Raw genomic sequence first — 23,806 nt, 5'->3', positions numbered from 1 at the left:
CGCTTGGCCACGTCGTCGACGCTGATGCCGCTGCTCTCCTTGAGCGGGCGCAGGTCGAGGATGCACTCGTGGGCCACCAGGCCGTTCTCGCCGGTGTAGAGCACCGGGTAGTGCTCCTCCAGGCGGCGGGCGATGTAGTTGGCGCTGAGGATCGCCAGCTGCGAGGCACGCTTGAGGCCTTCGCCGCCCATCATGCGGATGTACATCCAGGTGATGGGCAGGATGCTGGCGCTGCCGAAGGGCGCGGCGCTGACGGCGCCTTCCTTGCGTGCCATGTGCGCGTGGCCGGGCAGGAAGGGCGCGAGGTGGGCTTTCACGCCGATCGGGCCGACGCCGGGGCCGCCGCCGCCGTGGGGGATGCAGAAGGTCTTGTGCAGGTTGAGGTGGGACACGTCACCGCCGAACTGGCCCGGGGCGCAGAGGCCGACCATGGCGTTCATGTTGGCGCCGTCGATGTACACCTGGCCGCCGTTGGCATGGATGATGTCGCAGATTTCGCGGATGCCTTCCTCGAACACGCCGTGGGTGGACGGGTAGGTGATCATCAGTGCGGCGAGGCGGTCCTTGTGCTCCTCGGCCTTTGCCTTGAGGTCGGCGATGTCCACGTTGCCACGGGCGTCGCAGGCGGTCACCACCACGCGCATGCCGGCCATCTGGGCGGTGGCGGGGTTGGTGCCGTGGGCCGATTGCGGGATCAGGCAGATGTCACGCTGCCCTTCCCCACGGCTGGCGTGGTAGGCGCGGATCGCCAGCAGACCGGCGTATTCGCCCTGGGAGCCGGCGTTGGGCTGGAGGGACACGGCGTCATAGCCGGTGGCCTTGCACAGCATGGCTTCCAGTTCGCTGGTCAGCTCCAGGTAGCCGGCGCTCTGTTCGGCGGGAGCGAAGGGGTGCAGGGCACCGAACTCGGCCCAGGTCACCGGGATCATCTCGCTGGCGGCGTTCAGCTTCATGGTGCAGGAACCCAGCGGGATCATGCTGCGGTCCAGCGCCAGGTCCTTGTCCGCCAGCTTGCGCAGGTAGCGCATCAGCTCAGTTTCCGAGTGGTAGCGGTTGAACACCTCATGCTGGAGGAAGGGCGACTCGCGCAGCAGCTCCAGGGGCAGGCAATCGCCGGTGCTGACGGTGAGGGCTGCGAAGTCCGGCAGGGCCTGGCCATCGCCGGCGAACACCGCCCAGAGCGCCTCGACGCTGGACTGGTCGCAGGTTTCGTCCATCGACACACCGGCGCGCACCTCGTCAAGCGCGCGCAGGTTGATGCGTGCCGCGTGGGCGGCGGCATGTAGCTCATCCACCGGGCGGGCGGTGACGATGCTGAGGGTGTCGAAGAAATGGTACTGCTCCACCCGGTGGCCGAGCTGCGCCAGACCCTGGGCCAGGATCGACGTCAGCCGGTGCACGCGCCGGGCGATGCCGGCCAGGCCCTGCGGGCCGTGGTAGACGGCGTACATGCTGGCGATGTTGGCCAGCAGCACCTGGGCAGTGCAGATGTTGCTGGTGGCCTTCTCGCGGCGGATGTGCTGCTCGCGGGTCTGCATGGCCAGGCGCAGGGCCGGCTTGCCGTGGCGGTCGATGGAGATGCCGACCAGACGGCCAGGCATATCGCGCTTGAAGGCGTCGCGGGTGGCGAAGTAGGCCGCGTGCGGGCCGCCGAATCCCAGCGGCACGCCGAAGCGCTGGGCGCTGCCGAGCACCAGGTCGGCACCGAATTCGCCGGGCGGGGTCAGCAGGGTCAGGGCCAGCAGGTCGGCGGCTACTGCCACCAGGGCGCCGGCCCCATGGGCGCGCTGTACCAGGGCGCGGTGGTCCGGTACATCGCCGGTGCTGGCGGGATATTGCAGCAGCAGGCCGAAGTAGCCGGACAGATCGCTCAGTTCGGCTTCCTCGCCGATCACCACTTCGATGCCCAGAGGCTCGGCACGGGTGCGCAGCACGTCGAGGGTCTGCGGGTGGCAATGGACGGAAGCGAAGAAAGCTGGCGCCTTGTTCTTCGACAGGCGCTTGCAGAAGGTCATGGCTTCGGCGGCGGCGGTGGCTTCGTCGAGCAGGGAGGCGTTGGCGATCTCCATGCCGGTGAGGTCGCTGACCAGGGTCTGGAAGTTCAGCAGCGCCTCCAGGCGCCCCTGGGAGATTTCCGGCTGGTAGGGGGTGTAGGCGGTGTACCAGGCCGGGTTTTCCAGCAGGTTGCGCAGGATCGGTGTCGGCGTGTGGCAGGGGTAGTAGCCCTGGCCGATATGGTTCCTGAACAGCTGGTTCTTCGCGGCGATGGCCTTGATCGCGGCCAGGGCCTCGGCCTCGCCCTGCCCGGCCGGCAGATCGAGCACGCTGGTGCCCTTGATGCTCTCGGGGATAACGCTGGCCATCAGCGCATCCAGGGAGTCATGGCCGGTCAGCGCCAGCATGGCGGTGATGTCCGCGTCACGCGGGCCGATATGGCGGGCGATGAACTCGTTGTCCGTACCCAGGGGGATATGTGCTCTGGTCATGTCGGCACCCGGTTCAGGCGTTGTCGGCGAGGAAGGCGTCGTAACCGGCCTGGTCCATCAGGCTGGCGAAGGCTTCGGGATTGTCCGGACGGATGCGGAAGAACCAGCCATCGCCCATGGGCGCCTCGTTGACCAGCTCGGGGTTGTCGGCCAGGGCCTGGTTCACCTCCACCACTTCGCCGGTCAGCGGCATGGTGATGTTGCTGGCGGCCTTCACCGATTCCAGCACCGCGACTTCCTGCCCCTCGTCGTAACGGCCGGCATCCGGCAGCTGGACGAACACCACGTCGCCCAAGGCTTCCTGAGCGAAGCTGGTGATACCGACGGTCAGTTCGCCGGATGCTTCAACGCGCAGCCATTCGTGCTCGGGGGTAAAACGCAGAGTGCTCATGGATCTTCCTCTTGTTATCAGGTGGGGTCCCGAGCGTTTTCGGGCTCGGCTGATGGAACAAGAGCAAGGGCAGTGCCAATATTTAAAAAACCTTATAAATCAAATACTTGATTAATTAACCATTGAATTTATCTGTTGCCTTGGAACGATATCGCTCCACCCCGTCGTGGAGCATCGATCAGCCTGAATGACGGAAAGCCCCGGAAACCGGGGCCTTGAGGGAAGTGGAGCGAAATCGCTCCGGCGGAACGTAATCGAACCGAAGTATTTGCAGGTCGCCGGAAAGCACTTCGGTCGGGGCGAATTCATTCGCCAAGGGCAGCTGCGCTGCCCTCCAGAACCACCAAGGGCAGGACTGCGTCCTGCATGGCGAATGAATTCGCCCCTACAGGACAAGCGGTTCCAAGCCCCGCCTCAGCGCGAAATGCCGTACTTGCGCAGCCGCTGCCCAATCGCCGTATGGGAGGTATTGAGTCGCGCCGCCAGTTGCCGGGTGGAGGGAAAGACCGCGTAGAGGCGCTGCAACAGGTCCTTCTCGAACCCCTGCACCGCCTCCTCCAGGCTGGTGATGTCCAGGGGATCGGCCTCGCGGGTGCTGAGGGCGGTACCCGCCAGTTCCAGGCTGTCGCAGTCGATCAGCTCCCCCTCGCTGATGGCGGCGGCGCGGAAGATCACGTTCTGCAACTGGCGTACGTTACCCGACCAGCGATTACCCAGCAGCACCGGGTGGGTAGCCGGGGCGAGGCGGCAGGGCGGGCGCTGGATCTGCGCGCAGGCCTGGCGCAGGAAATGCTCGGCGAGCAGGAGGATGTCCTGCCCGCGCTCGCGCAGGGGCGGCACCATCAGGTTGAGCACGTTGAGGCGGTAGTAGAGGTCTTCGCGGAAGCTGCCCTCCCCCACCATGCGCTCCAGGTTGCGGTGGGTGGCGCAAAGCACGCGCACGTTCACCTGCACCTCGCGGTCGCCACCGATACGGCGGAAGCAGCCATCGCTGAGAAAGCGCAGCAGCTTGGCCTGCAGGTAGGGCGACATCTCGCCCACCTCGTCGAGGAACACCGTACCGCTGTCGGCCAGCTCCAGCAGGCCCGGCTTGCCGCCGCGCTGGGCGCCGGTGAAGGCGCCGGCCGAATAGCCGAATAGCTCGCTCTCGGCCAGGCTCTCCGGCAGCGCCGCACAGTTCAGCGCGAGGAAGGGGGCGTCTCGCCGCGCACTCATGGCGTGGCAGGCGCGCGCCACCAGTTCCTTTCCGGTGCCCGTTTCGCCCTGGATCAGCAGCGGTGCATCCAGGCTGGCCACCTTGCGCAACCGCGCCTTGAGGTCCTTGAGCACCGCCGACTTGCCGAGCAGCGCGTCCAGACCTTCGGCGTGGTCGTGATGCAGGGAGGCCAGGCGTTCGCCGATGCGGCTCGGCGGGTAGAGGGTAAGCAGGCCACCCACCAGCGCATCCGCCCCACCGCTGATGGGCGTGGCGTCCAGCAGCAGGGACTGTCCCTGGAAACTCACCTCGCACATGGGCAGGCGGAAGCCCTTGTCGATCAGCCTCTGCGCCAGGTCCGCCTCGGCGAACAGGCTGGACAAGGGTTCCCCCGCCGGCTCGCGGCCGTAGAGCCCGACCAGGGCCGGGTTGGCCAGCAGCACCTGGCCGCCGGGGTCCACCGCCAGGACCGGGTCGCTGACGGCGGCGAGCAAGGCGTCCAGTTGCAGGTGCCGGCGCTGGCCGGGGAGGATGTCCACCAGCTCCACCGCCTGCACGCCATCGACCCGCAGCAGGGCGTGGTGAAGTTCGTCCAGGACGCCCCGGGACAAGGCCGGCGCGTCGATGTAGACGTTGGGCGGGATCATTTCCACCGCGTCCAGGTTGAGATTGCGCGCGCCGAGCAGCGCCAGGACTTCCTGGGTGATGCCGACGCGATCGATGAAGGTGACGTGGATTCGCATGGAGGGTCCCGGTGCGGTCAGTTCTGCGCGGCGATGGCGCGGGCGCAGTGCAGCAGTTCGTCGAGGAAGGCGCGCAGGATCAGTGGCGGCGCCACGCCGCGGCGGGTGATGGTCTCGAAGGCCGAGAGCAGTTGCAGGCGGCCGGGCTCCAGGTGTTCCAGGTCGCCCGCCTCCACCCACTGCCGCGCATAGTGCTCGGGCAGGAATCCGGCATAGGCCCCCGAGAGGATCAACATGGCCTGGGCCTCGACGTTGTCGACCGTGGCGGCCGCCTGCTCCACACCCAGGGCTTGCAAGTCACGATGCTGCAGGTAGCCGCGCGCCACCACGCGGCTGGCGGCGATGCGTTCCAGCAGGTCCGCCTTGGGCGCCTTGCTGCCGAACAGCGGGTGGTTGCGGCCGCAGTAGAAGCCGTGGCGCTCCTGGTAGAGCGGCGCGTAGGACAGCCCCGGGACGCGGAAAGGGAAATGCCCCACCGCCAGGTGCAGCCGGCCGTCCAGAACCCGTTCTTCCAGCTCGGCCGGGGTGCCGATGTAGACGTGCAGGTGGACCTCGTGGCCGCGCTGGACGAAACGCTGGGTGGTCTGCTTCAGCGGGCAGGCCGGATCGGTGATGGTGGTGTCGATCACCCCCAGGTTGAGGGTGCCGCTGACCTGGCGCTTGAGCACATCGGCATCCACGCAGAAATCCTCCACCGCGCCCAGCAGCCGCTGGGTGGCTTCGTGGATCGCCTGCCCCTGTTCGGTCAGGCGGAAGCCGCTGCGTCCGCGCTCGCAGAGCTTGACGCCGAGGCGCGTCTCCAGGTGGCCCATCTGCTCGCTGATGGTGGACTGGGCGACGTTGAGGGCTGCCTGGGCGGCCGAGAAACCACCGCATTTGACGATGGTGTTGAAGACCCTGAGCAGCTTCAGGTCCACGTCGTGCAACTGGATCATCCTGCACCTCGCGGGTAGCGATTACATCGGTTTTAACGATTTGCGCATCGCATCATTGTCATTTTTAAAGGCGCGGGTAAAGCCCAGGATAGGCCCATGGTCGAGGTGCGAACACTTCGCCGGTCACCCTACAAGAACAAAGTGGAGACGCCTGAAAATGTCCAGCAACAGCTATGAAAACGGCCGCCTGAACCTGCCCTTCGTGGGCCATTGCACCTTCGCCAAGTCCCCCGTCTGCCTTGACTGGGAGACGCTGGATGCAGACGTGGCGGTGCTTGGCGCGCCCAATGACATGGGCACCCAATGGCGCTCCGGCGCGCGCTTCGGACCGCGCGGCATCCGCGAGGCATCCACCCTGTTCTCCTTCGGTCACAGCGGTGCCTACGACTTCGAGGATGATGTGATGTACCTCCAGCAGGAGGATGTGCGCATCGTCGACGTCGGCGATGCCGACATCGTTCATACCGATATGAACACCAGCAACGCCAATATCGAATACGCCGTGCGCAAGCTGCTGGACGCTGGCGCCATGCCGGTCGTGCTGGGCGGCGACCATTCGGTGCATGCACCGGTGATCAAGGCCTTCGAAGGCCGCGGGCCGATCCATATCATCCACTTCGACGCCCACCTGGACTTCGTCGACGAGCGCCACGGCGTACGTTTTGGCCACGGCAACCCGCTGCGCCGCGCTTCGGAGATGGACCATATCGTCGGCATGACCCAGATGGGCATCCGCAACGTGTCCTCCTCCAACCGCAGCGACTACAACGCCGCCCGCGAAGCCGGCTCGAACATCCTCTCGGTACGCGATGTGCGCCGCCTGGGCCGTGATGGTGTGCTGGACCTGATTCCCGAGTGCGAGTCCTACTACATCACCATCGACATCGACGGCTTCGATCCTTCCATCGCCCCCGGCACCGGCACCCCGAGCCATGGCGGCTTCCAGTACTACGAGGTGCTGGAGATCATCCAGGGTCTGGCCAACCGCTGCCAGGGACGCATCGTCGGCATGGACCTGGTGGAAGTGGCCCCGGCCTATGACCCCACCGGCATGACCTCGATCCTCGCGGCACAGCTGCTGATGAACAGCATCGGCTTCGTGTTCCACGCCAGGAAGCAGGCCAAGGGCTGACGGAGCGCGGGAATCGCCGGATCCAACCGTAGGGTGCGCCATGCGCACCGGGCAGCCCGCACGAGGGTTCCGGTGCGCGCAGCGCCCCCTACGCCTGCCTCCCGAATGAATTCGAGACTACCGATTCAATTCGCCCCTACAGGAACATCCCGCCCGAGGCTTCCACCCGCTGGCCGTTGATCCAGCGGCCGGCGTCGGAGAGCAGCATGGCCACCGCGCCGCCTATGTCCTCCGGCAGGCCGACGCGGCCCAGGGCGGTGTTGCTGGCGATGTAGGCGTTGACGTCAGCGTTGTCGCGCACCACCCCGCCTCCGAAGTCCGTCTCGATCGCTCCGGGCGCCAGCACGTTCACCGAGATGCCGCGCGCACCCAGTTCCTTGGCCTGGTAGCGGGTCAGCACTTCGATGCCGCCCTTCATCGCGGCGTAGGCCGCATAGCCTGGCAGGGCGAAGCGGGCAAGGCCGGTGGAGATATTCAGGATGCGCCCACCATCGGCGATCAGCGGCAGCAGTTTCTGGGTAAGGAAGAAGGGCCCCTTGAGCTGGACGTTCACCAGCTGGTCGAACTGTTCCTCGGTGGTTTCGGCAAAGCTGGCGTGGATGCCGATGCCGGCGTTGTTCACCAGGAAGTCGAAGTTGTCGCGGCCGAACTCGTTCTTCAGCAGGCGGCCGAGGCTCGCGACGAAATCGTCGAAGGCGGCGCATTTGCTCACGTCCAGCTGGAGCATCGCGGCGTGTCCGCCGAGGTCCATGATGTCGCGGCTGAGGGATTCCGCATCCTCCAGCTTGCTGTGGTAGGTGCCGATGATGTCGATGCCCTGGGCCGCCAGGTGCTGCGCCATGCTTTTGCCGAGGCCGCGGCTAGCGCCGGTGATGAGTGCGATCTTGCGGGTCATTGCTGTGCTCCTGGTTGCAGGTGGTGGGGAGTGGTGAGGAGCTTATTGTCCGAATCTCGACCGATAAATATGCTGTTACCGGAAGAACTGATCGCCCATTGCGAACAATCCGGAGAAGGCCCCACACGGATGAACAAGCTGGAGCTACTGAGAACCTTCGTACGGGTCAGCGAGCTGTCAAGTTTTACCCAGGCCGCCGACAGCCTGCGCCTGCCCCGCTCCACCGTGTCCGACCAGGTGCAGGCCCTGGAGGAGCTGCTGGGCACGCGCCTGCTGCAGCGCACCACGCGCAAGGTCCAGGCGACCCAGGACGGCTTGCTGCTCTACGAACGCAGTCGCGAGTTGCTGGCGCAGATGGACGAACTGGAAGGGCTGTTCCGCCAGGAAGCCACGGTGCTGGCTGGGCGCGTCCGGGTGGATATGCCGACGGTGCTGGCGCGCAAGGTGGTGCTGCCGCGCCTGGCGGAATTCACCCGCCTGCACCCCGGCCTGGAGCTGGAACTGAGCAGCACTGACCGCCGGGTGGACCTGGTGCGCGAAGGCTTCGACCTGGTGCTGCGGATCGGTCCGGTACTTGACGCCTCCCTGGTCGCACGGCCGCTGGAGCCGTTTCCCATGGTCAACTGCGCCAGCCCGGCCTACCTCGACGCGTTCGGCGTGCCGCGCAGCCTGGAGGACCTGTCCGGGCACCGGCTGGTGCATTACGTGTCGACACTGGGCGCCCGTGCGCCGGGCTTCGAATACCTGGACGGCGGCAAGGTGCGGCACCAGTCCATGGCCGGCAGCCTGACGGTGAACAATGCCGAGGCCTACGAAGCCGGCTGCCTGGGCGGCCTGGGGCTTATCCAGGCGCCGTTGCACGGTCTGCGCGATCACCTGGAAAGCGGCCGACTGGTGGCGCTGCTGCCGGAGTACCCGGCACCGCCCCTGCAGGCCACCCTGCTCTATGCCCACCGCCGCCTGCCGCGGCGGGTGCAGGCCTTCATGGACTGGCTGGAGCAGGTGCTGCGGGAAGAAACCCGGGTCTGAATCCCGGGTGGTTCAGTTGCCGGCGCTCCATGCGGAGCGTCCCGAAGCGAGGTGAGGAACGGCTCGACCGGGAGCGGCCTGGGAGGAGTCCGTGGGGGCGAAATCGTTCGCGAATAGAACCGTCTGATCCTATCTGCAGGCCCTGATCGGACAATCGGGAGCATAAAAGGTTAGGCAATCCTCGAAAGCACAGGTATTGTGTCAAACGCTGTGATGCATGTGTCACCTTGAAAAGCGGTCTGTACCCTAGCGGTCCCGTATTCAGCGGTTGCCGATTCTCTGCACTCAGTGACAGGCTGGAATGATCCAGCCAAGCAATAACTCAGTTTCTAGGAGACATTCAAATGTCCGAGCGCCAAACCGGCACCGTCAAGTGGTTCAACGATGAAAAAGGCTTCGGCTTCATTACCACCGATAACGGCCCGGATCTGTTCGTTCACTACCGTTCCATCCAAAGCGCCGGCTTCAAGAGCCTGAAGGAAGGCCAGAAGGTCTCCTTCATCGCCGTGCAGGGCCAGAAAGGCATGCAAGCCGACGAAGTGCAAGTGATCTGATCACTCGCCGATAGAAGAACCGGCCTTCGGGCCGGTTTTTTTTTCAGCAGGTTTTTAGGGCCGCGCCAGGAGCGGCCCGCACAGAGGAAGCGAGATGCGCATCAAGAACTCCCACAGCAGCACCCCCAAGCCGCCACCGGCGACCGCCACCAGTGAATCCCTGGAAGCCCAGGTCGCGGCCTTCCTGAAGCAGGGCGGCGAGATCCAGGAAATCGCCAAGGGCGTCAGCGCCCAGGTGGCGCCGAGCCGCCATATTCGCATCGGCAACAAGTAAGACCGTCGCGGCGCCCGTAGGCGGATGGGTGCAAGACCCTCCGCCGGGCGCCACCGTCCACCCTGCCGGTGGGCGGATGCCGCTTGCACCGAAACGCCCCCGTCTAAACTTCCAGGCAGGCCGAAAGAGGCCCGAACCTGGGGGTGATGGCCGGATGGGGGCCGGCGCAGCCAGATGGGAGGTAACCCATGCAGCGGCATTACTACATCAGCGACAACCTCAACGACCTGGAGAAGGTCGAAAGCGAACTCGAGGCCCAGGGCATCGACCACGAGCAAATCCACGTCCTCAGTGAGCGCGACGCCGAAGTCGAGCGGCATCGCCTGCACGACGTGCCCTCTGTATTGAAGCAAGACATCATGCACTCCGGCATGATCGGCGTCGGCATCGGCCTGGCGCTGGCGGCACTGGTGATGCTGGTGGCCTGGATCAGCGGCTGGACCGGCACGGCAGCCGGCTGGATTCCCTTCATCTTCCTCGCCATCGCGCTGTTCGGCTTCAGCGTCTGGGAGGGCAGCCTGTTCGGGATCCAGACCCCCAATCCGGTGGTGAAACGCTTCGAGCGCCCCCTGGGCGAAGGCAAGCACATCTTCTTCGTCGACGTGAAACCTGCCCAGGAAGCCATACTCGACCGGGTCGTCAGCCACCATCCGCTGCTCAAGATGGCCGGCACCGGCCAGGCCGCCCCGGCCTGGGCCGAAGGCCTGCAACACCGGCTGCATCAGCTGCGCAAGATGATGTAGCAATCCGGCATGAAGCGGCGGATGCAACGCCTGGCGTCATCCGCCGCTACCGCTCTTCCGTCCTATCCCTGGTTCGGCACCGTACTGGCGCGAGCCTCGGCCAGCAGCCAGTCGATCAGGCGGCGCACCTTCTCCGCCGGCGGCGACCTGCGGCTCCAGGCCAGCCGATAGGCCCAGGGCGTGGACAGGCGGCAATGCTCGCCGAAGGGCAACAGCAGCCGGCCGTTGGCGATGTCGTCGAAGGCCAGGGCGGTGGAGCCGAGGGCAAAACCCTGGCCGCTGACAGCGCCCTGGATGGCATGGCCGATCAGGCCGAAACGCATTCCGCCCTTCACCGGGCCCGGCTCGCCTACATAGGTGGCGAACCAGTCTTCCCAACTCGGCAAGTGCAGGTTGGCGGCATTCTTCCAGTGGGTGTGAATCAGCCGTGCGCCCAGCATGTCGCGCGGCTCTCGCACCGGGCCGTACTGCTCCAGGTAGGCCGGGCTGCAGACGGGAAAGAACTCTTCATGAAACAGCAGCTCGCTGGCGGGCATGGGCGCGTCCGTGGTGGTGAAACGGATAGCCAGGGTCGCTTCGCCGCGCTCCAGGTCGACCAGCTGCTCGGTGGCCTCCAGGCTGAGGGTGATGTCCGGGTTGCCGGCGGCGAACTGGTTGAGCCGGCGCATCAGCCAATGGCTGGCGATAGAGGGCGCGCAGGTGATGTGGATAGGCCCTTCGTCCTGGCCGCGCAGCTCGTCGGCGCCGCGGGTGAGCAATTCGAAGGCCTGGGCGACGGTGGCGGCCAGGCGGCGGCCATTGTCGTTGAGGCTGACGGTGTTGCGGGTCCGGTCGAACAGGCTCACCCCCAGTTCGGACTCCAGCAGGCGGATCTGCCGGCTGACCGCACCCGGGGTCACCGAAAGTTCCTGCGCGGCTTCGGTGAAGTTACGGCTGCGGGCGGCCACTTCGAAAGTGCGCAGCGCGATGAGCGACGGAAGACGCATGGCGAGTTCGCTTTGAGTTGAAGTCAAAGCATGATGACAAATCATCGTTTGAAAGCAAGGCGCCTGCGGACCGATCCTGCCAGGCACTGGCGGCCCTGCCGCACCTTCTGCCTTGTGAGTTGAACGATGAAACCCTCCCGCCTGCCCCTGGACTGGTTCGCCTGTGGCCTGATGTTCGTCCTCTGCATCTGCTGGGGCTTCCAGCAGGTGGCGATCAAGCTGACCCTCGACGACGTGCCCTCGATCCTGCAACTGGCCATCCGCTCCGGCGGCGCGGCCCTGGTGCTGGGCGCCCTGGTGCTCTGGCGCGAGGGGCGTGCGGCCTTCAGCGACGGCACCCTGCTGCCCGGGGTCGCGGTCGGCGCGCTGTTCGCCCTGGAGTTCCTGTTCATCGGCGAAGGACTGAACCACACCAGCGCTTCGCACTTGTCGGTGTTCCTCTACACCGCCCCCATGTTCGCCGCCCTCGGCCTGCACCTGATGCTGCCCGAGGAACGCCTCTCGCCCCTGCAATGGCTGGGCGTACTGGTGGCCTTCGGCGGCATCGCCATGGCCTTCCTCGGCCAGCCGGCCGGCGCTCCTGGCAACGTGCTGCTGGGGGACGGCTATGCGCTGCTAGGCGCCCTGGCCTGGGGTGCGACCACCCTGGTGATCCGCGGATCAAAGCTGTCCGAGGCGTCGCCGGTGAAGACCCTGTTCTACCAGTTGTTCGGCGCCGCCCTGCTGCTGACGGCAGTGGCCTTCGGCACCGACCAGACCGAGATGCAGCTGACCCAGCGAGCGCTGATCAGCCTCGGCTTCCAGGTGGTGGTGATCGCCCTGGTCAGCTACCTGGCCTGGTTCTGGCTGCTGCGCCGCTACCTGGCGTCGAGGCTCTCGGTGCTGTCCTTCATGACGCCCCTGTTCGGCGTCACCTTCGGCGTACTGGTGCTGGGCGAGCGCATCGACCTGTCCTTCGCCCTGGGTGCCGCCCTGGTGCTGGGCGGCATAGTGCTGGTCAGCGGCACCGAGTTGCTGCGCGGCCGCCAGCAACGCAAGGCCCTGGCCCCTTCCGAAGCCTGACGGCGTTCAAGCGCGACCTGTGCGCGCCGAAGCCGGAGCAGGGACCATGGGCAATGCCAGCGGCCAGTGATCAGCGCCGGCGAATGCGCTCCACCAGCACCCGGCCGTCCTGGCTCCAGCGCCCGCGCACTTCGACGTAGTCGCCAACCCCGGGTGACTTGTCGATGCGGCTCTCGGGGCCGACCACCAATTGCAGCGAATCCAGGGTCCAGCCCTCCCCCAGCACGCCCTGCAGGCGCACCCGCGAGCCCACCGGGCTGGGCGCTGGGCGGCCGTCGGCATCGCGGGCACCCTGGTCGATCCAGTCGACGATCAGCTGGATTTCCTCATCGCTGAGGTAGGGCGGACCGTCATAGGGCATCCGCGGCTGGGACTGGCCGCGGATACGCCGCACCAGTTCGCTGGCCAAAGAGGAGCCAGGCACCACGCGAACACGCTCGTCGCGATCGAGGATGGCGACGTAGGCGTTCAGCAACAGGCCTTCCGGTGCCGAGCCCATCAGGCCGTATGCGGAATGGCATTTCACGCAGCGGCTGGCGAAGATCGGCGCCACATGGGCGTAGGTGACCGGCTGGCCGGCGGACGGATGCTGCAGCGGCGTCGGAGGGATAGTAGCGGTCGACGACCGGCTGCCGGGCTTGAGCCCGCCGGCTATCCAGCGCTCGAACAGGGCGATCTCGGCATCGCTGAGAAAGGGCGGCCCGGTCATGGGCATGCGCGGCTGGCTGAGGCCCTTCAGCCGTTTGATCAACTCGCTGTCGCTCGGCTCGCCGCGTTGCACCACCGGGCGACTCTTGCTGCCCTTGAGCAGTTCGTCGAGGCTGGTCAGCCGCAGGCCCAGGGGCGCGGCTTCGCCGGCATGGCAGATCACACAGCGGGCCTGGAGGATGGGCTGGATTTCGTCGAAACTCACGTCCTGCGCGAGGGCCTGCAGCCACGGCAGCAGCAGCGAACACAGCATGACCGGCGTCAGTCGCTTGCCCATCCCAGCCCCCTGCACCTGATTGCCAGGCTAAGCCTAGTGAAACAAGCCAATTTGCGCAGGCGCGCGGAACCCCGCCCTGATCCGCCGGTCAGTCTATTCGAGGCCGGTGAATGCCGGCTCCAAGCCCTGGGCTCTGTTCAGTCGCCGCTGCGGACCCCGGGGCTTGCCTCTGCGCGCAATATTCAGAAACGTCTGTATACAGAATCGCCGAATCGGTTTGTTTCCTCGGAGCCTGCCGTAGGCAATGATGGCCGCCGCGTATCGCATCACTGGAGAATCACTGCATGAAACCTGCCCCCCGCCTCGCTGCCCTGATGCTCGGAACGGGCCTGCTGGCCAGCCTGGCCGGCTGCGACCTGGCCGAGGAATCGGCCAACAAACTGGCGGAGAAAGCCGAGGCGGCCGCCCAGGAAATCGCCCGGGAAGCCATAGGCGAAGCGGTCAATGAACTGAACAAGAAGGTGGACGAAGCCCAGGCTTCGGCCAAGGAACTGCTCGGTGAGCGGCAGAAGGAAGAGCCCCGCGAGCAGCCGCCACGCGCGCCATCGGGCAAGGGTGAAGGCAAGGACGACGATGCCATGCTGCCTCCTTCGGGTATCGAAACCTGAATGGCTGAAGCTCCGGCCGCGACTGCCCTGTCGCGGCCATTCGCCCTCAGGCGCGGAGGTAGCGCGGCAAGGGCTTGCGATGAAGCACCTTGAGCGACTCCGTCGGCGGAACCTCCCCATGCTCCAGCGCCAGGTCGCGCTTGAGCGTGCTGACCAGCCAATCCAGTTGCGCCGTAGCCGCCACGACGCGCTGGAAGAATTTCCCCTCGCGTTCGAGCGTCAGCACGAAACCGCCATCCGGCCTAGCCTTGGTGCTCAGTACGTATTCCGGAAAGGCGCTGATCAGCTTGTCAAAATCCAGATCCATGTCTTCTCTCCAAGAAAGTTGATTGCTCCTGCACCCCAGCAGCGTGCATGCCAGGGCTATGACAACGGAAACGCCAAATAAATCAGTCGGTTGCAGATTTTTTTGACAGATTTTTCCATGCATTGCGCACGATCCTGGCCATTTCGAGCGTGCAAATTGCACGTCGCGACCAATGCAAAGCCCCCATCCGGAGCACGTGTCCGAGCGGGGGCTTCGGTATCAGGACCGCGCCCGGCGCGGCCTGGGGAGATTTTGGCGGCTGCTTCAGACCAGTTCGATCCGATCGTCCTCGATGCGGATCAGGCCCTGTTTGTAGAGACCGCCGATGGCCTTCTTGAAGTTGCCCTTGCTGACCCCGAAGCGCTGGCTGATCAGCTCCGGCGGGCTCTTGTCGGACAGCTTCAACACGCCGCCCTCTGCCCGCAACGCGGCGATGATCTGCTCGCTCAAGCCGCTGGCCGCCTGCTCGCCCACCGGCTGCAGGCTCAGGCTGATCTTGCCGTCGGGACGGATTTCCTTGATGAAGCCCTGCTCGCGCATGCCGCCGCGGAGGAACTTGAACACCTCGTTCTTGTGGATCAGGCCCCAGTGCTGGCCCTCGATGATGGCCTTGAAGCCGAGGTCGGTCTTCTCCGTCACCAGCAGGTCGACGGCCTGGCCGGGCTTGTAGCGCGGCGGCGTGGCGTCCAGGTAGCGGTCCAGGCGGGCGGTGGCGGTGATGCGGCGGGTGCGCTTGTCGAGGTAGACGTGCACCACGCAGTAGTCGCCGACCTGCAGCGGGCGCTTCTCTTCCGAATGCGGCAGGAGCAGGTCCTTGGGCAGGCCCCAGTCGAGGAACAGGCCGATCCGGTTGATTTCCACCACCTTGAGGCTGGCGAAGCCGCCTACCTGCACCTTGGGCTTGAGGGTGGTGGCCACTGGGCGGTCTTCGCTGTCCAGATAGAGGAACACATTGAGCCAGTCGCCCACTTCTGTCGGCTCGTCCTTCGGCACATAGCGCTTGGGCAGGAGTATTTCGCCGTCCGGGCCGCCGTCCAGGTACAGGCCGAAGTCCGTGTGCTTGGCAACCTGCAGTGAATTGAAACGCCCGATAAGTGCCATCTTCGCTACCTCTGTGAGTCGAGGCGGCATTCTACCTGTTGGACCGGGCGCCGGGTGAGCCTCGCAGTGAGCGGCTGCCCCTTTCGATCCTCGCGACCGGGCCGCGCGCAATTGCGCGGGCCAAACGCATCCCGCGTGAATTTTCGTTCTGCAACACTGTCTACTAGCCCATAGCACAACGATGTTTCAGAATCATGTCGTCAATACCAAGAGCCATGATTTCGGACATCACTTGACGGATTCTCACTGCCCCATCTCAGGAGCTCCCGTGCGCCCATTCAGCCGTTGGCTGTCGCAATCCGCATCGCTGGCAACACTCGGCGTGCTCTTCCTGGTGATTCCCCTGGCCAGCCGCTACTTGCTGGGCTGGTCCAACCCCTTCGGTTATCTCTCCGACCTCGCCTTCGGCAGCTTCCTGATGCTCCTGCTCTACGGCCGCTCGCTGTTCCTGGCGCTGCCGCTGATGCTGCTCTGGAGCCTGATGCTCCTGGGCAACGCCGAGCTGATCGGCGCCGTCGGCCGGATGCCGGAGCCGAGCGACCTGAAGTATCTGCTCGACCCGCAGTTCGTCAGCCACTCCACCCAGGGTGGCGGCATCACCCACCCCTACCTGGGCCTGGCACTCGGCGCCTGCCTGCTGGCTAGCCTGCTCTGCTGGCGGAGCAAGCACCGGCCGCTGTCCTGGAAGTGGTTCGCCGCACCGGCCGCGCTGCTGATGGGCCATGTCACCCTGCAGTATGTGCAGCCCAGCGACGCCGACCAGTGGCAGCAGTTCAACCTGCCGCACAAGGTGATGGCCAGCGCCGTCAACAGCGGCCAGTTGGCGGTCGAGGACTGGCTCGACGGCGACAAGCCCGACACCCTGCCGGACATCGCCGGCCTGGCGCGCCTGGACCTCGACGGAGCGCCCCTGCTCGCCGGACCCGGCCGCGCGCGCAACGTACTGGTGATCACCCTGGAGGGCATTCCCGGCGCCTACATCGCCGCCAATCGCGCGGCGATCAACAGCAGCTACCAGGACTCGCTGATGCCCAAGCTCAGCGGCTGGGCCGAGCGCGCCATGACCACGCCGGATTACGTGATGCACAGCCACCAGACCATCCGCGGCCTCTACGCCATGCTCTGCGGCGACTACAGCAAGCTGGATTCGGGCACGCCCAAGGGGCTGGAGCTGCTGCACAACCCGGCCCGGGCCAAGGCCTGCCTGCCGTCGCAGCTGCACCAGCACGGCTTCAGCACCCACTTCCTGCAAGGTGCCGGGCTGCGCTTCATGGCCAAGGACAAGATCATGCCGCAGATGGGCTTCGACAAGACCCTGGGGCGCGACTGGTTCCGCAACAAGGCCTACCTGGAATTTCCCTGGGGCATGGACGACAAGGCCTTCTTCGAAGGCGCGCTGACCTACGTCAAGCAACTGCGCCAGCAGAAGAAGCCCTGGATGCTCACCCTGCTCACGGTCGGCACCCACCAGCCCTACTCCGCGCCAGCCGACTACCTGATGCGCTACCCGGATTCGAAGAAGGCCGCGATCGCCTATCTGGATGACGCGGTGGATGCCTTCCTCCGCGGCCTGGAGAAACAGGGCGTGCTAAAGAACACCCTGGTGATCGTCACCTCGGACGAATCCCACGGCATCGACAAGGTTCGCCTCGCCTCGGCCTGGGGTTTCAACCTGGTGCTGGCGCCGGAGCAGGCCGCCCTGCCGCCGATCAAGAGCGGCGTCTACGGCCATGTCGACCTGACCACCTCGATCCTCGACTACTTCGGCTACCGGGTGCCGCAGAACCTCTCCGGCCGTTCGCTGTTCCGCGACTACGCCAGCGGACGCGAGATGATGTCCTACACCAACGGCAAGCTGCGCTACCACGATGGCAAGGAAACCTTCACCGAGTGCGACTTCCGCCAGGTCTGCCGGCGTTATCGCAGCGAAGGCTTCATCGCCGACGAGGCACGCTACCTGGGCAGCTATGGAGGCAAGAAGGCGCGCCTGGTATCCCAGCGCGCGGCGCTGCTGGACCAGTCGCTGCAGGGCGGCACCCTCGGCCAGGAATACCAGTTCGCCACCCGCGAGCGTATCCGCCTGAAGGAAAAGGCCAAGGACGACTGGGCCGACAACCTGATCGGCGCGCAGTACATGGAGTTGCCGAAGAACAGCCGCACCAGCGTGCAGATGACCGTCAAGGTGCTGCGCATGGACCGCCAGGGTGCCCAGCTGCGACTGAAGGCCAAGGAGTTCGAGCGTGACGTGGCCCTGCCGATTCCCGAAATGCCGCCGCTGAAGAAGGGCAAGCCGCTGACGGTGAGCTTTGCCTTCGACAACCCCGAGGCACGCAAGGCCTTCTCCTTCCACCTGCTGGCCGAAGGCCGCGGGGTGATCGAGATCAGCGACTTCCGGGTGACCACCGAGCCCCTGCCCGCCCAGGCCATCGCCACGGACGACCGTGGCCAGGTCGCCCAGAAACGCCCGCTGCACCCCATCACCACCCTCTTCGGCTTGCTCGCCCGCCAACAGGATGCCCTGGAAGGCGAACTGGAAAATCCTGGCGAGGAACGCGCCGTGCTTCCCGAAAGCACCGAGCTGCGGTTGCAGCAGTATCACTGAAGCGCCGCAGGCGAAGCTCCTCCAAGGGAGGGTGGGCCGCTGATTATTCCTCGCTGCGCGCCAGCTCCATCAGGATGCGCGCGCAGCAAAGCTCCTCCATCTCCAGCAGCCAGGCTTCCACCTGCTGGCTGCTCAACTGGGCGGTCAGGCCATAGCGGCGCCCACCCCAGACGGCGACGAAGAGCGCATCGATGCTTTCCGGGCGCGGCTGGCGTGGCAGGTCGGCGCAGGCGGCCACGGCCTGGCGCCACTTGCCGGCAAGCTCCTGGTAGACCCGCTGATGGTGCCAGGGCTCGGCGATGGCGCGCTCCACTTCCATCAGCTCGGCATCGAAGAAGGGCCGCACCTGCTCTTCCGACTGCCCGCAGGAAAGGCGCACCAGGCGACGCACGCGGGTCTGCCAGTCGAGGCCGGTGGCCAGCACCACTTCACGCTCCAGGCGCTGAAGCAGCAGATCGAGCTGGTGACGGACATAGCCGGAGAGCAGCGCCTCCTTGCTGGGGAAATAGTCGTAGAGCGTGCCCACCGCGACACCGGTTTCCAGGGCGACCGCGCGGGTGGTCACTCCGCTCCAGCCACGCTGGCGAAGAATCCGAACGAAGGCTTCGAAGATGGCCTCGACCGTGAAGCGGGCGCGGGCCTGGGTGGGTCGCTTGAGCGGCTTGTTACGGGGTTTTGCGGACTCCATGGGGACCTCTGGCGGTTTCCGAACCCGCGGTGCGGGGGCCCTTGTTAGCCTGTTCCGACCCCACCAAAAGCAGGAGTCGGAAATGCCGAACCGCAGCACAGTATCACGTCTGTTCACCCGCAAGGACGCCCTCGACCAGACCCGCCTGGTGCAGCAGGAAGAAAGCCTGGACGCCGCCGAGGGCGAGATAGTCCTGCGCCTGGACCTCTTCTCCCTCACCACCAACAACATCACTTACGCCGCCTTCGGCGACTCCATGCGGTACTGGCAATTCTTCCCCAGCGGCGAAGACGACTGGGGCCATATGCCGGTCTGGGGTTTTGCCGATGTGCTGGATTCGAAAGTGGAGGGGATTGCGGCAGGCGAGCGCTTCTACGGTTACTTCCCCATCGCCAGTCACGTGCGCATGCAACCGGAGCGGATCACCCCGCGGGGCTTTTACGATGGCGCCGAGCACCGCCGCACGCTCACCTCGGCCTACAACCAGTACACCCGCTGCAGCTGGGACATCTACTACAGCCCGGCCACCGAGGCGTTGCAGATCCTCCTCAAGCCGCTGTTCCTGACCTCGTCCATGCTGGCCGACTTCCTCGAAGACAACGAGCTGTTCGGCGCCCGCCAGGTCGTGTTCTCCAGCGCCTCGAGCAAGACCGCCTACGGCACCGCCGCCTGCATCGGACGCCAAGCCGGCCGTCAGCTGTTGGGCATCACCTCGCCGCGCAACCTCGACTTCGTCGAAGGCCTGGGCTGCTACCAGCAGAGCTGCAGCTACGACCAGCTGGAAAGCCTGGCCAGCGATCAGCCGACGCTCTATGTCGACTTCTCCGGCGACCTGGCGCTGCGTGAACGGGTGCATTGGCACTTCGGCGCCAGCCTGGTCTACAGCTGCTTCGCCGGGTCCGCGCAAACGCCGGAAGCCAACGTGCTGGGTTGCCCGCTGGGGCCGCAGCCGGAGTTCTTCTTCGCGCCGGTGCAGATCCGCAAGCGCAATGCCGAGTGGGGGCCGGAACAGGTGAGCCGACACATAGGCGAGGGCCTGCTGGACTTCTACCAGCAAGTCGGCCGCCCGCCCCGGCCCTGGCTACGGGTGGAGGAAAGCCAGGGCTACGAGGCGGCGCGGCAGCTGATCACCGCGCTATTCCACGGCCGGGTCGCCGCGGACGAGGGCCACGTTATCCGTCTCTGAAGCGGACTGCGACAGGATGGTGCGGGTCGCGTTGCGGCTGTGGGCGCCGAAGTGGCGGATCAGCCGCACCAGCGCCTGCTCGAGCGGGAGGTCCTGCTGCTGTGGCGCCAGGCTGTTGCCCTGCCTGAAGTCCGCCTGGCCGTGCCCGTTGTTCAGCCAGTGGGCGATGCGCGCATCGAAATCGTCGGCGGCGTCATAGGCCTCCTGGGACACCACCAGGCGCAGGGACTCGCCATCGAAGGGCGGATAGTCGTCGTCGGTCCGGCTGTCGGCGTAGGCGCGCAGCAGAGGGCTGTCGTTGCGCCCTTCACGCAGCAATTGGCGCAGCCAGTTGGCCTGGTACTGCTCCACCTCCGTGTGACGGTTGGCGACCTGTTCCATGGCCGCCAGCTTGTCGCCATCCAGGCCCAGCGCGGCCTTGAACGCGATCCAGACCAGCTGGGGCGTGCCCTGCCCCGGCAGGGCCTTGGCATGGTAGGGCTGGGTCAGGTCCTGGATGTAATGCAAGCCCCAACCGAGGAAGCGGTAGCCCCAGTAGGGATGGCCGCTCTCGAAGGCGAAGCGTGCCAGGCCGAGGTACTGCTGCACGCGCACCTCTGGATAGGTGCGCGCGAGATAGGGCGCGGTGCGGTAGATGAGCGCGTCCTCGTGGTAGTAGCCAATATGGAAAGGCGCCTGGGAGGAATACTCGAAACGGGCATCGCCAAAGGGCTGCTTGCCGAAGTTGTAGCGCGCGCCCGCCTCGCCCGGGTTGTCGCTGTACAGATTGATATCGTGGCCGTAATCCGGCTCGTCGGCGGCGCTGGCCACTACTGCAAGGGCCGGCAGCTTCTCGCCGGGATTCACCTGATAGAAGCGCCATTCGCGCCACAGGCTGAGCTTGCGGAACACCAGCACCTCGGATGCGTCCATGGGCGTATGGCCGTTCCAGTCCATACCCGGCAGGGCCTGGACGAAATAGGCCAGCTTGATCTCGGGGTTGACCCGCAACGCCATGAGGAAGGCCCGGCGGTGGTCGCCACCGTGGGTCGGGATCCAGCGCAGGTCGTCGGGCCTGGACGGGTAGTCCGGCAGGTTGTCGCGAAAGAACTCCTCCTGCTCGTCCAGAAATTGCTCCAGGGCGACGCCCTCCTCCTCCAGGAAGGACTCCAGGCTTTCCACCTCTACCATGGGCGCGTCCTTGATCTGCGGCAGGCCGGCCAGCGCCAGGGCGGTACCCAGGGCGTGGTTGGACCAGGCCAGGGCCGCGGACGGCAGGCCGGCAAGGCTCAGGCTGAGGGCGAGCGCCAGGTACTTCATCGATCACTCCAGGACAGGTTCGAGCAAGCCCGGCAGCGTAACAGCCACGGCGCGTGGCTCCACTGTCCAGCCAGGACAGCCGGACTCACCGATCAGGCCGGCAGGAATCACTCTAGTGCAAAGCAGAGCGGCCACCCTTGGGTGGCCGCTTGCAGCACTGGTCCGCGCGTTACTGGATCTGTTCGGGCGTCACCACCACCCAGTTCTTGTCTGCCGTCACCGGCAGGCCCAGCTTGGCCTGGGCCTCGGCGTTCTTCTTCTGCATGGTGCTGATCTGGTCCATGTACTTGGCCTTGCGGTTGATCCAGAGGTTGATGCCGCCTTTGCCGACGTCGGTGCCGTGGAACATCATGTAGCCGTCGCTGATGGGCGTATCGCCCGCTACCAGGATGGGCTTCTTCCATTCATCGATATAAGTGAGGACAGCCGCATGCTTGCCGGACATCCAGGTGGCCGGAGTCCAGAGATAGGGGGTCAGTTCCAGGTCGAGGTTGGCCTTCTCGTCATACTGGCCATCGGTGATCTGCTTGCGGCTGGTGGTCACGGCGCCGGACTTGCGGTCCTTCAGCAGGGTGGTGACGCCGATGACGTTCTCCGGTTTGACGTTGTAGCCGTACTTCGGGTCCGAGGCGACCATGCGCACCAGCTCCTCCAGGGCGGCGGTCATGATGTAGACCTCGATGCCGTTCTCGCTGAGCTTGTTCATCAGTTCCTTCTGCCCGCTGAAAACCTTGGGCGGATTGATCTCGACAGTCTTCACCTCGTCGCCTTCGTAGTAGGTGGCGGGGACCGGCTTGCCGTAAGCCATCAGCTCGTCGACGTAGCCCTTCAGCTCACGCAGGGTGAAGCCGGAGAACACCTGGGCGACCCACGGGTAGCAGACCAGGTCATCCACCTCGCAGAGTCGGTAGTAGTAGCTGTTGAGGCTTTCCTTGTGGCCCTTCACATCCTTGAAGGGAATCAGCTTGAGCGAGGGATCGAGCTTCTCGCGGGTGAGCACGCCCTTCATTTCCAGGAAGGGCAGCAGGGACTCCTCCAGGTCATAGCGGTAGCTGGTGTTATCCATGTCGAATACGGCGAAGTTGCCCTGATTGGCGTGCTTGGCGATCAGCGCGTCCAACTGCTTGGCGGCGGGTTCCGGCCAGTGCTTCAGCTCGGTGGCGGCCTGGGCGGCGCCGGCCAGGCCCAGGCTAAGTACGGCGGACATCAGTGTCTTGGCGATCTTCATCTTCTTATTCCTTTATTGGTGACGTGAGGAAGCCCTACTCCAGCTTCGCCGCCGAACCCAGGTTCGGTGCGAGAACTGCCTGCGCTTCGGCCATGCGTCGTTAAAAGTCGATTCGAACTGCTCATTAACAACTCGTTAACTCCGCGTTCTCACCGACTTTTGCCTAGCCTGACCATCGCTCGGCGAATTTTCGAAACCGAACCTAGCAAAGGTCCCGCCCCGGACCGGCTCCAGAGCGACCTCCCGCGTCCAGATCGCGCCATGCCATCAACGCCGCAAATGCCGGGGGATTCAGCGCTGCGCGCGCGACAGCGGCTAGACTCAAAGCCCCCAAGCCGCCAGGAGAAGCGTCATGCTCAAAGCCGAATACAAGACCCGTGGCCCGGTGCCCCAGGACGTTATCGAAGCCGTGGAACTCCAGCTGCCGCCGGTTGGTGCCGGCCAGGCGCTGGTGAAAGTGCTGGCAGCCCCCATCAACCCCTCCGATGTGCTCACCCTGACCGGTGAGTACGGCATGCTGCCGCCCCTGCCCGCCATCGGCGGCAATGAAGGCGTGGGCGAAGTGCTGGAGGTCGCCGCCGACGTCGGCAACCTCAAGGTGGGACAGACAGTGCTGCTGCCGGTGGGCAGCGGCACCTGGCGCACCCACCTGATCGCCGAAGCCAGGCAACTGATCCCGCTGCCCAGCGCCGATCCGCAGCAACTGGCAATGCTCACCGTCAACCCGCCCACCGCCTACCTGATGTTGCGCGACTTCGTCGAACTGCAGCCGGGCGACTGGGTGATCCAGAACGCGGCCAACTCGGGCGTGGGCAGCTACCTCATCCAGTTGGCGAAGATCCGTGGGCTGAAGACCGTCAACGTCGTGCGCCGCGATTCGGCCGTGGCGGCGGTGCAGGCCGAAGGCGGCGATGTGGTGCTGGTGGATGGCCCGGACCTGCCCAAGCGCGTGCGCGAAGCCACTGGTGGCGCGCCGGTGAAACTGGGCATCGATGCTGTGGGCGGCGCCTCCACCGACCACCTGGCGTCCAGCCTGGCCGAGGGTGGCGTGTTGGTGAACTACGGCCGCATGAGTGGCGAGCCCTGTCAGATCAACCCCAGCTCCTTCGTGTTCCGAGACGTGACCCTGAAAGGCTTCTGGCTGGCCCGCTGGTTCCGCCAGGCCACCCCGCAACAGCAGATGCAGCTGTTCGGCGAGCTGATCCAGCTGATCGCCAGCGGCAAGCTCAAGGCGCGCATCGCCGCCACCTACGACATCAGCCGGATCAAGGAAGCCGTGGCGGCGGCGGCCGCCGGGGAGCGGGACGGGAAGATCGTGCTGGTGCCGTGAGGCAGGGTGATTCGGTGTTATCGGTAGGTTGGCGCTGAGCGAAGCGA

General features: G+C 65.6%; 22 protein-coding genes. 10 read left to right on the top strand and 12 right to left on the bottom strand.

The genetic code is table 11. The annotated features are described in order from the left end of the window. The 4 genes from gcvP to E8F12_RS15300 form a co-directional block, all read right to left on the bottom strand. A partial coding sequence (gene gcvP, locus E8F12_RS15315; protein ID WP_280326098.1) for an aminomethyl-transferring glycine dehydrogenase occupies positions 1–2,486 on the bottom strand: 2,486 nt, incomplete at its 3' end. A 13-nt stretch (positions 2,487–2,499) separates the two neighbouring features. After that, on the bottom strand, positions 2,500–2,877 hold the full coding sequence (gene gcvH / locus E8F12_RS15310; RefSeq protein WP_280326097.1) for a glycine cleavage system protein GcvH: 378 nt from the start codon (positions 2,875–2,877) through the stop codon (positions 2,500–2,502). 414 nt (positions 2,878–3,291) lie between these two features. Next, entirely contained in the window at positions 3,292–4,815 is a 1,524-nt protein-coding gene (locus tag E8F12_RS15305) for a sigma-54-dependent transcriptional regulator (protein ID WP_280326096.1), read from the bottom strand. A 17-nt stretch (positions 4,816–4,832) separates the two neighbouring features. Then, entirely contained in the window at positions 4,833–5,750 is a 918-nt protein-coding gene (locus tag E8F12_RS15300) for a LysR family transcriptional regulator (RefSeq protein WP_280290056.1), read from the bottom strand. Between the two features lie 157 nt (positions 5,751–5,907). Here E8F12_RS15300 and speB point away from each other — a divergent pair, with 157 nt between their 5' ends. Continuing rightward, positions 5,908–6,882: an agmatinase gene (speB, locus tag E8F12_RS15295; protein ID WP_280326095.1), complete on the top strand. Its 975-nt coding sequence runs from the start codon at positions 5,908–5,910 to the stop codon at positions 6,880–6,882. A gap of 136 nt (positions 6,883–7,018) precedes the next feature. On the opposite strand, the gene E8F12_RS15290 is transcribed toward speB, so the two are convergent. After that, positions 7,019–7,777: an SDR family oxidoreductase gene (locus tag E8F12_RS15290; RefSeq protein WP_280326094.1), complete on the bottom strand. Its 759-nt coding sequence runs from the start codon at positions 7,775–7,777 to the stop codon at positions 7,019–7,021. A 129-nt stretch (positions 7,778–7,906) separates the two neighbouring features. Here E8F12_RS15290 and E8F12_RS15285 point away from each other — a divergent pair, with 129 nt between their 5' ends. The 4 genes from E8F12_RS15285 (at position 7,907) to E8F12_RS15270 (ending at position 10,377) form a co-directional block, all read left to right on the top strand. Beyond that, positions 7,907–8,806: a LysR family transcriptional regulator gene (locus E8F12_RS15285; protein ID WP_280326093.1), complete on the top strand. Its 900-nt coding sequence runs from the start codon at positions 7,907–7,909 to the stop codon at positions 8,804–8,806. A gap of 344 nt (positions 8,807–9,150) precedes the next feature. Then, the gene (locus E8F12_RS15280) at positions 9,151–9,360 is read left to right on the top strand and encodes a cold-shock protein (protein WP_280290059.1); all 210 of its coding nucleotides are present in this window, start codon (positions 9,151–9,153) and stop codon (positions 9,358–9,360) included. Positions 9,361–9,454: 94 nt separating this feature from the next. Then, the gene (locus E8F12_RS15275; RefSeq protein ID WP_280290060.1) at positions 9,455–9,634 is read left to right on the top strand and encodes a hypothetical protein; all 180 of its coding nucleotides are present in this window, start codon (positions 9,455–9,457) and stop codon (positions 9,632–9,634) included. A gap of 188 nt (positions 9,635–9,822) precedes the next feature. Next, on the top strand, positions 9,823–10,377 hold the full coding sequence (locus E8F12_RS15270; protein WP_280326092.1) for a magnesium transporter: 555 nt from the start codon (positions 9,823–9,825) through the stop codon (positions 10,375–10,377). Between the two features lie 62 nt (positions 10,378–10,439). Here the strand turns inward: E8F12_RS15270 and E8F12_RS15265 are convergent, their stop codons facing one another. After that, on the bottom strand, positions 10,440–11,363 hold the full coding sequence (locus tag E8F12_RS15265) for a LysR substrate-binding domain-containing protein (RefSeq protein WP_280326091.1): 924 nt from the start codon (positions 11,361–11,363) through the stop codon (positions 10,440–10,442). A 126-nt stretch (positions 11,364–11,489) separates the two neighbouring features. On the opposite strand from E8F12_RS15265, the gene E8F12_RS15260 reads away from it, so the two are divergent. Beyond that, positions 11,490–12,425 (top strand): DMT family transporter, encoded by a 936-nt coding sequence (locus E8F12_RS15260; protein WP_280326090.1) that lies wholly within the window; start codon positions 11,490–11,492, stop codon positions 12,423–12,425. A 70-nt stretch (positions 12,426–12,495) separates the two neighbouring features. On the opposite strand, the gene E8F12_RS15255 is transcribed toward E8F12_RS15260, so the two are convergent. Beyond that, positions 12,496–13,410 carry a c-type cytochrome domain-containing protein gene (locus tag E8F12_RS15255; RefSeq protein ID WP_280326089.1) on the bottom strand — a complete coding sequence of 305 codons (915 nt, stop codon included), beginning with the start codon at positions 13,408–13,410 and terminating at the stop codon, positions 12,496–12,498. A 284-nt stretch (positions 13,411–13,694) separates the two neighbouring features. Here E8F12_RS15255 and E8F12_RS15250 point away from each other — a divergent pair, with 284 nt between their 5' ends. Beyond that, the gene (locus E8F12_RS15250; RefSeq protein ID WP_280326088.1) at positions 13,695–14,018 is read left to right on the top strand and encodes a hypothetical protein; all 324 of its coding nucleotides are present in this window, start codon (positions 13,695–13,697) and stop codon (positions 14,016–14,018) included. A 46-nt stretch (positions 14,019–14,064) separates the two neighbouring features. Here E8F12_RS15250 and E8F12_RS15245 read toward each other — a convergent pair whose 3' ends face one another. Next, on the bottom strand, positions 14,065–14,448 hold the full coding sequence (locus tag E8F12_RS15245; RefSeq protein WP_280326087.1) for a DUF3509 domain-containing protein: 384 nt from the start codon (positions 14,446–14,448) through the stop codon (positions 14,065–14,067). Between the two features lie 141 nt (positions 14,449–14,589). Then, on the bottom strand, positions 14,590–15,426 hold the full coding sequence (locus E8F12_RS15240; protein ID WP_280326086.1) for a S1-like domain-containing RNA-binding protein: 837 nt from the start codon (positions 15,424–15,426) through the stop codon (positions 14,590–14,592). 268 nt (positions 15,427–15,694) lie between these two features. Here E8F12_RS15240 and E8F12_RS15235 point away from each other — a divergent pair, with 268 nt between their 5' ends. Then, complete coding sequence (locus tag E8F12_RS15235; RefSeq protein ID WP_280326085.1) at positions 15,695–18,028, top strand: LTA synthase family protein; 2,334 nt, start codon at positions 15,695–15,697, stop codon at positions 18,026–18,028. A gap of 43 nt (positions 18,029–18,071) precedes the next feature. Here E8F12_RS15235 and E8F12_RS15230 read toward each other — a convergent pair whose 3' ends face one another. After that, on the bottom strand, positions 18,072–18,716 hold the full coding sequence (locus E8F12_RS15230) for a TetR/AcrR family transcriptional regulator (RefSeq protein WP_280326084.1): 645 nt from the start codon (positions 18,714–18,716) through the stop codon (positions 18,072–18,074). An 82-nt stretch (positions 18,717–18,798) separates the two neighbouring features. On the opposite strand from E8F12_RS15230, the gene E8F12_RS15225 reads away from it, so the two are divergent. Beyond that, the gene (locus E8F12_RS15225; RefSeq protein ID WP_280326083.1) at positions 18,799–19,902 is read left to right on the top strand and encodes a DUF2855 family protein; all 1,104 of its coding nucleotides are present in this window, start codon (positions 18,799–18,801) and stop codon (positions 19,900–19,902) included. Here the strand turns inward: E8F12_RS15225 and E8F12_RS15220 are convergent. Both E8F12_RS15220 and E8F12_RS15215 read right to left on the bottom strand, forming a co-directional pair. Then, entirely contained in the window at positions 19,852–21,201 is a 1,350-nt protein-coding gene (locus tag E8F12_RS15220) for a phospholipase (RefSeq protein ID WP_280326082.1), read from the bottom strand. The genes E8F12_RS15225 and E8F12_RS15220 overlap by 51 nt on opposite strands. A 169-nt stretch (positions 21,202–21,370) precedes the next feature. Next, positions 21,371–22,429, bottom strand: a complete 1,059-nt coding sequence (locus tag E8F12_RS15215; RefSeq protein WP_280326081.1) for a haloacid dehalogenase-like hydrolase — start codon at positions 22,427–22,429, stop codon at positions 21,371–21,373. Between the two features lie 352 nt (positions 22,430–22,781). Here E8F12_RS15215 and E8F12_RS15210 point away from each other — a divergent pair, with 352 nt between their 5' ends. Next, positions 22,782–23,759: a zinc-dependent alcohol dehydrogenase family protein gene (locus E8F12_RS15210; protein ID WP_280326080.1), complete on the top strand. Its 978-nt coding sequence runs from the start codon at positions 22,782–22,784 to the stop codon at positions 23,757–23,759. The last annotated feature ends 47 nt before the right edge of the window (positions 23,760–23,806 follow it).

Source organism: Pseudomonas sp. BN102 (genome assembly GCF_029871245.1).
In the GTDB taxonomy this organism is placed as follows: Bacteria; Pseudomonadota; Gammaproteobacteria; order Pseudomonadales; family Pseudomonadaceae; genus Metapseudomonas.
This window is presented reverse-complemented; position numbering and strand designations above follow the sequence as displayed.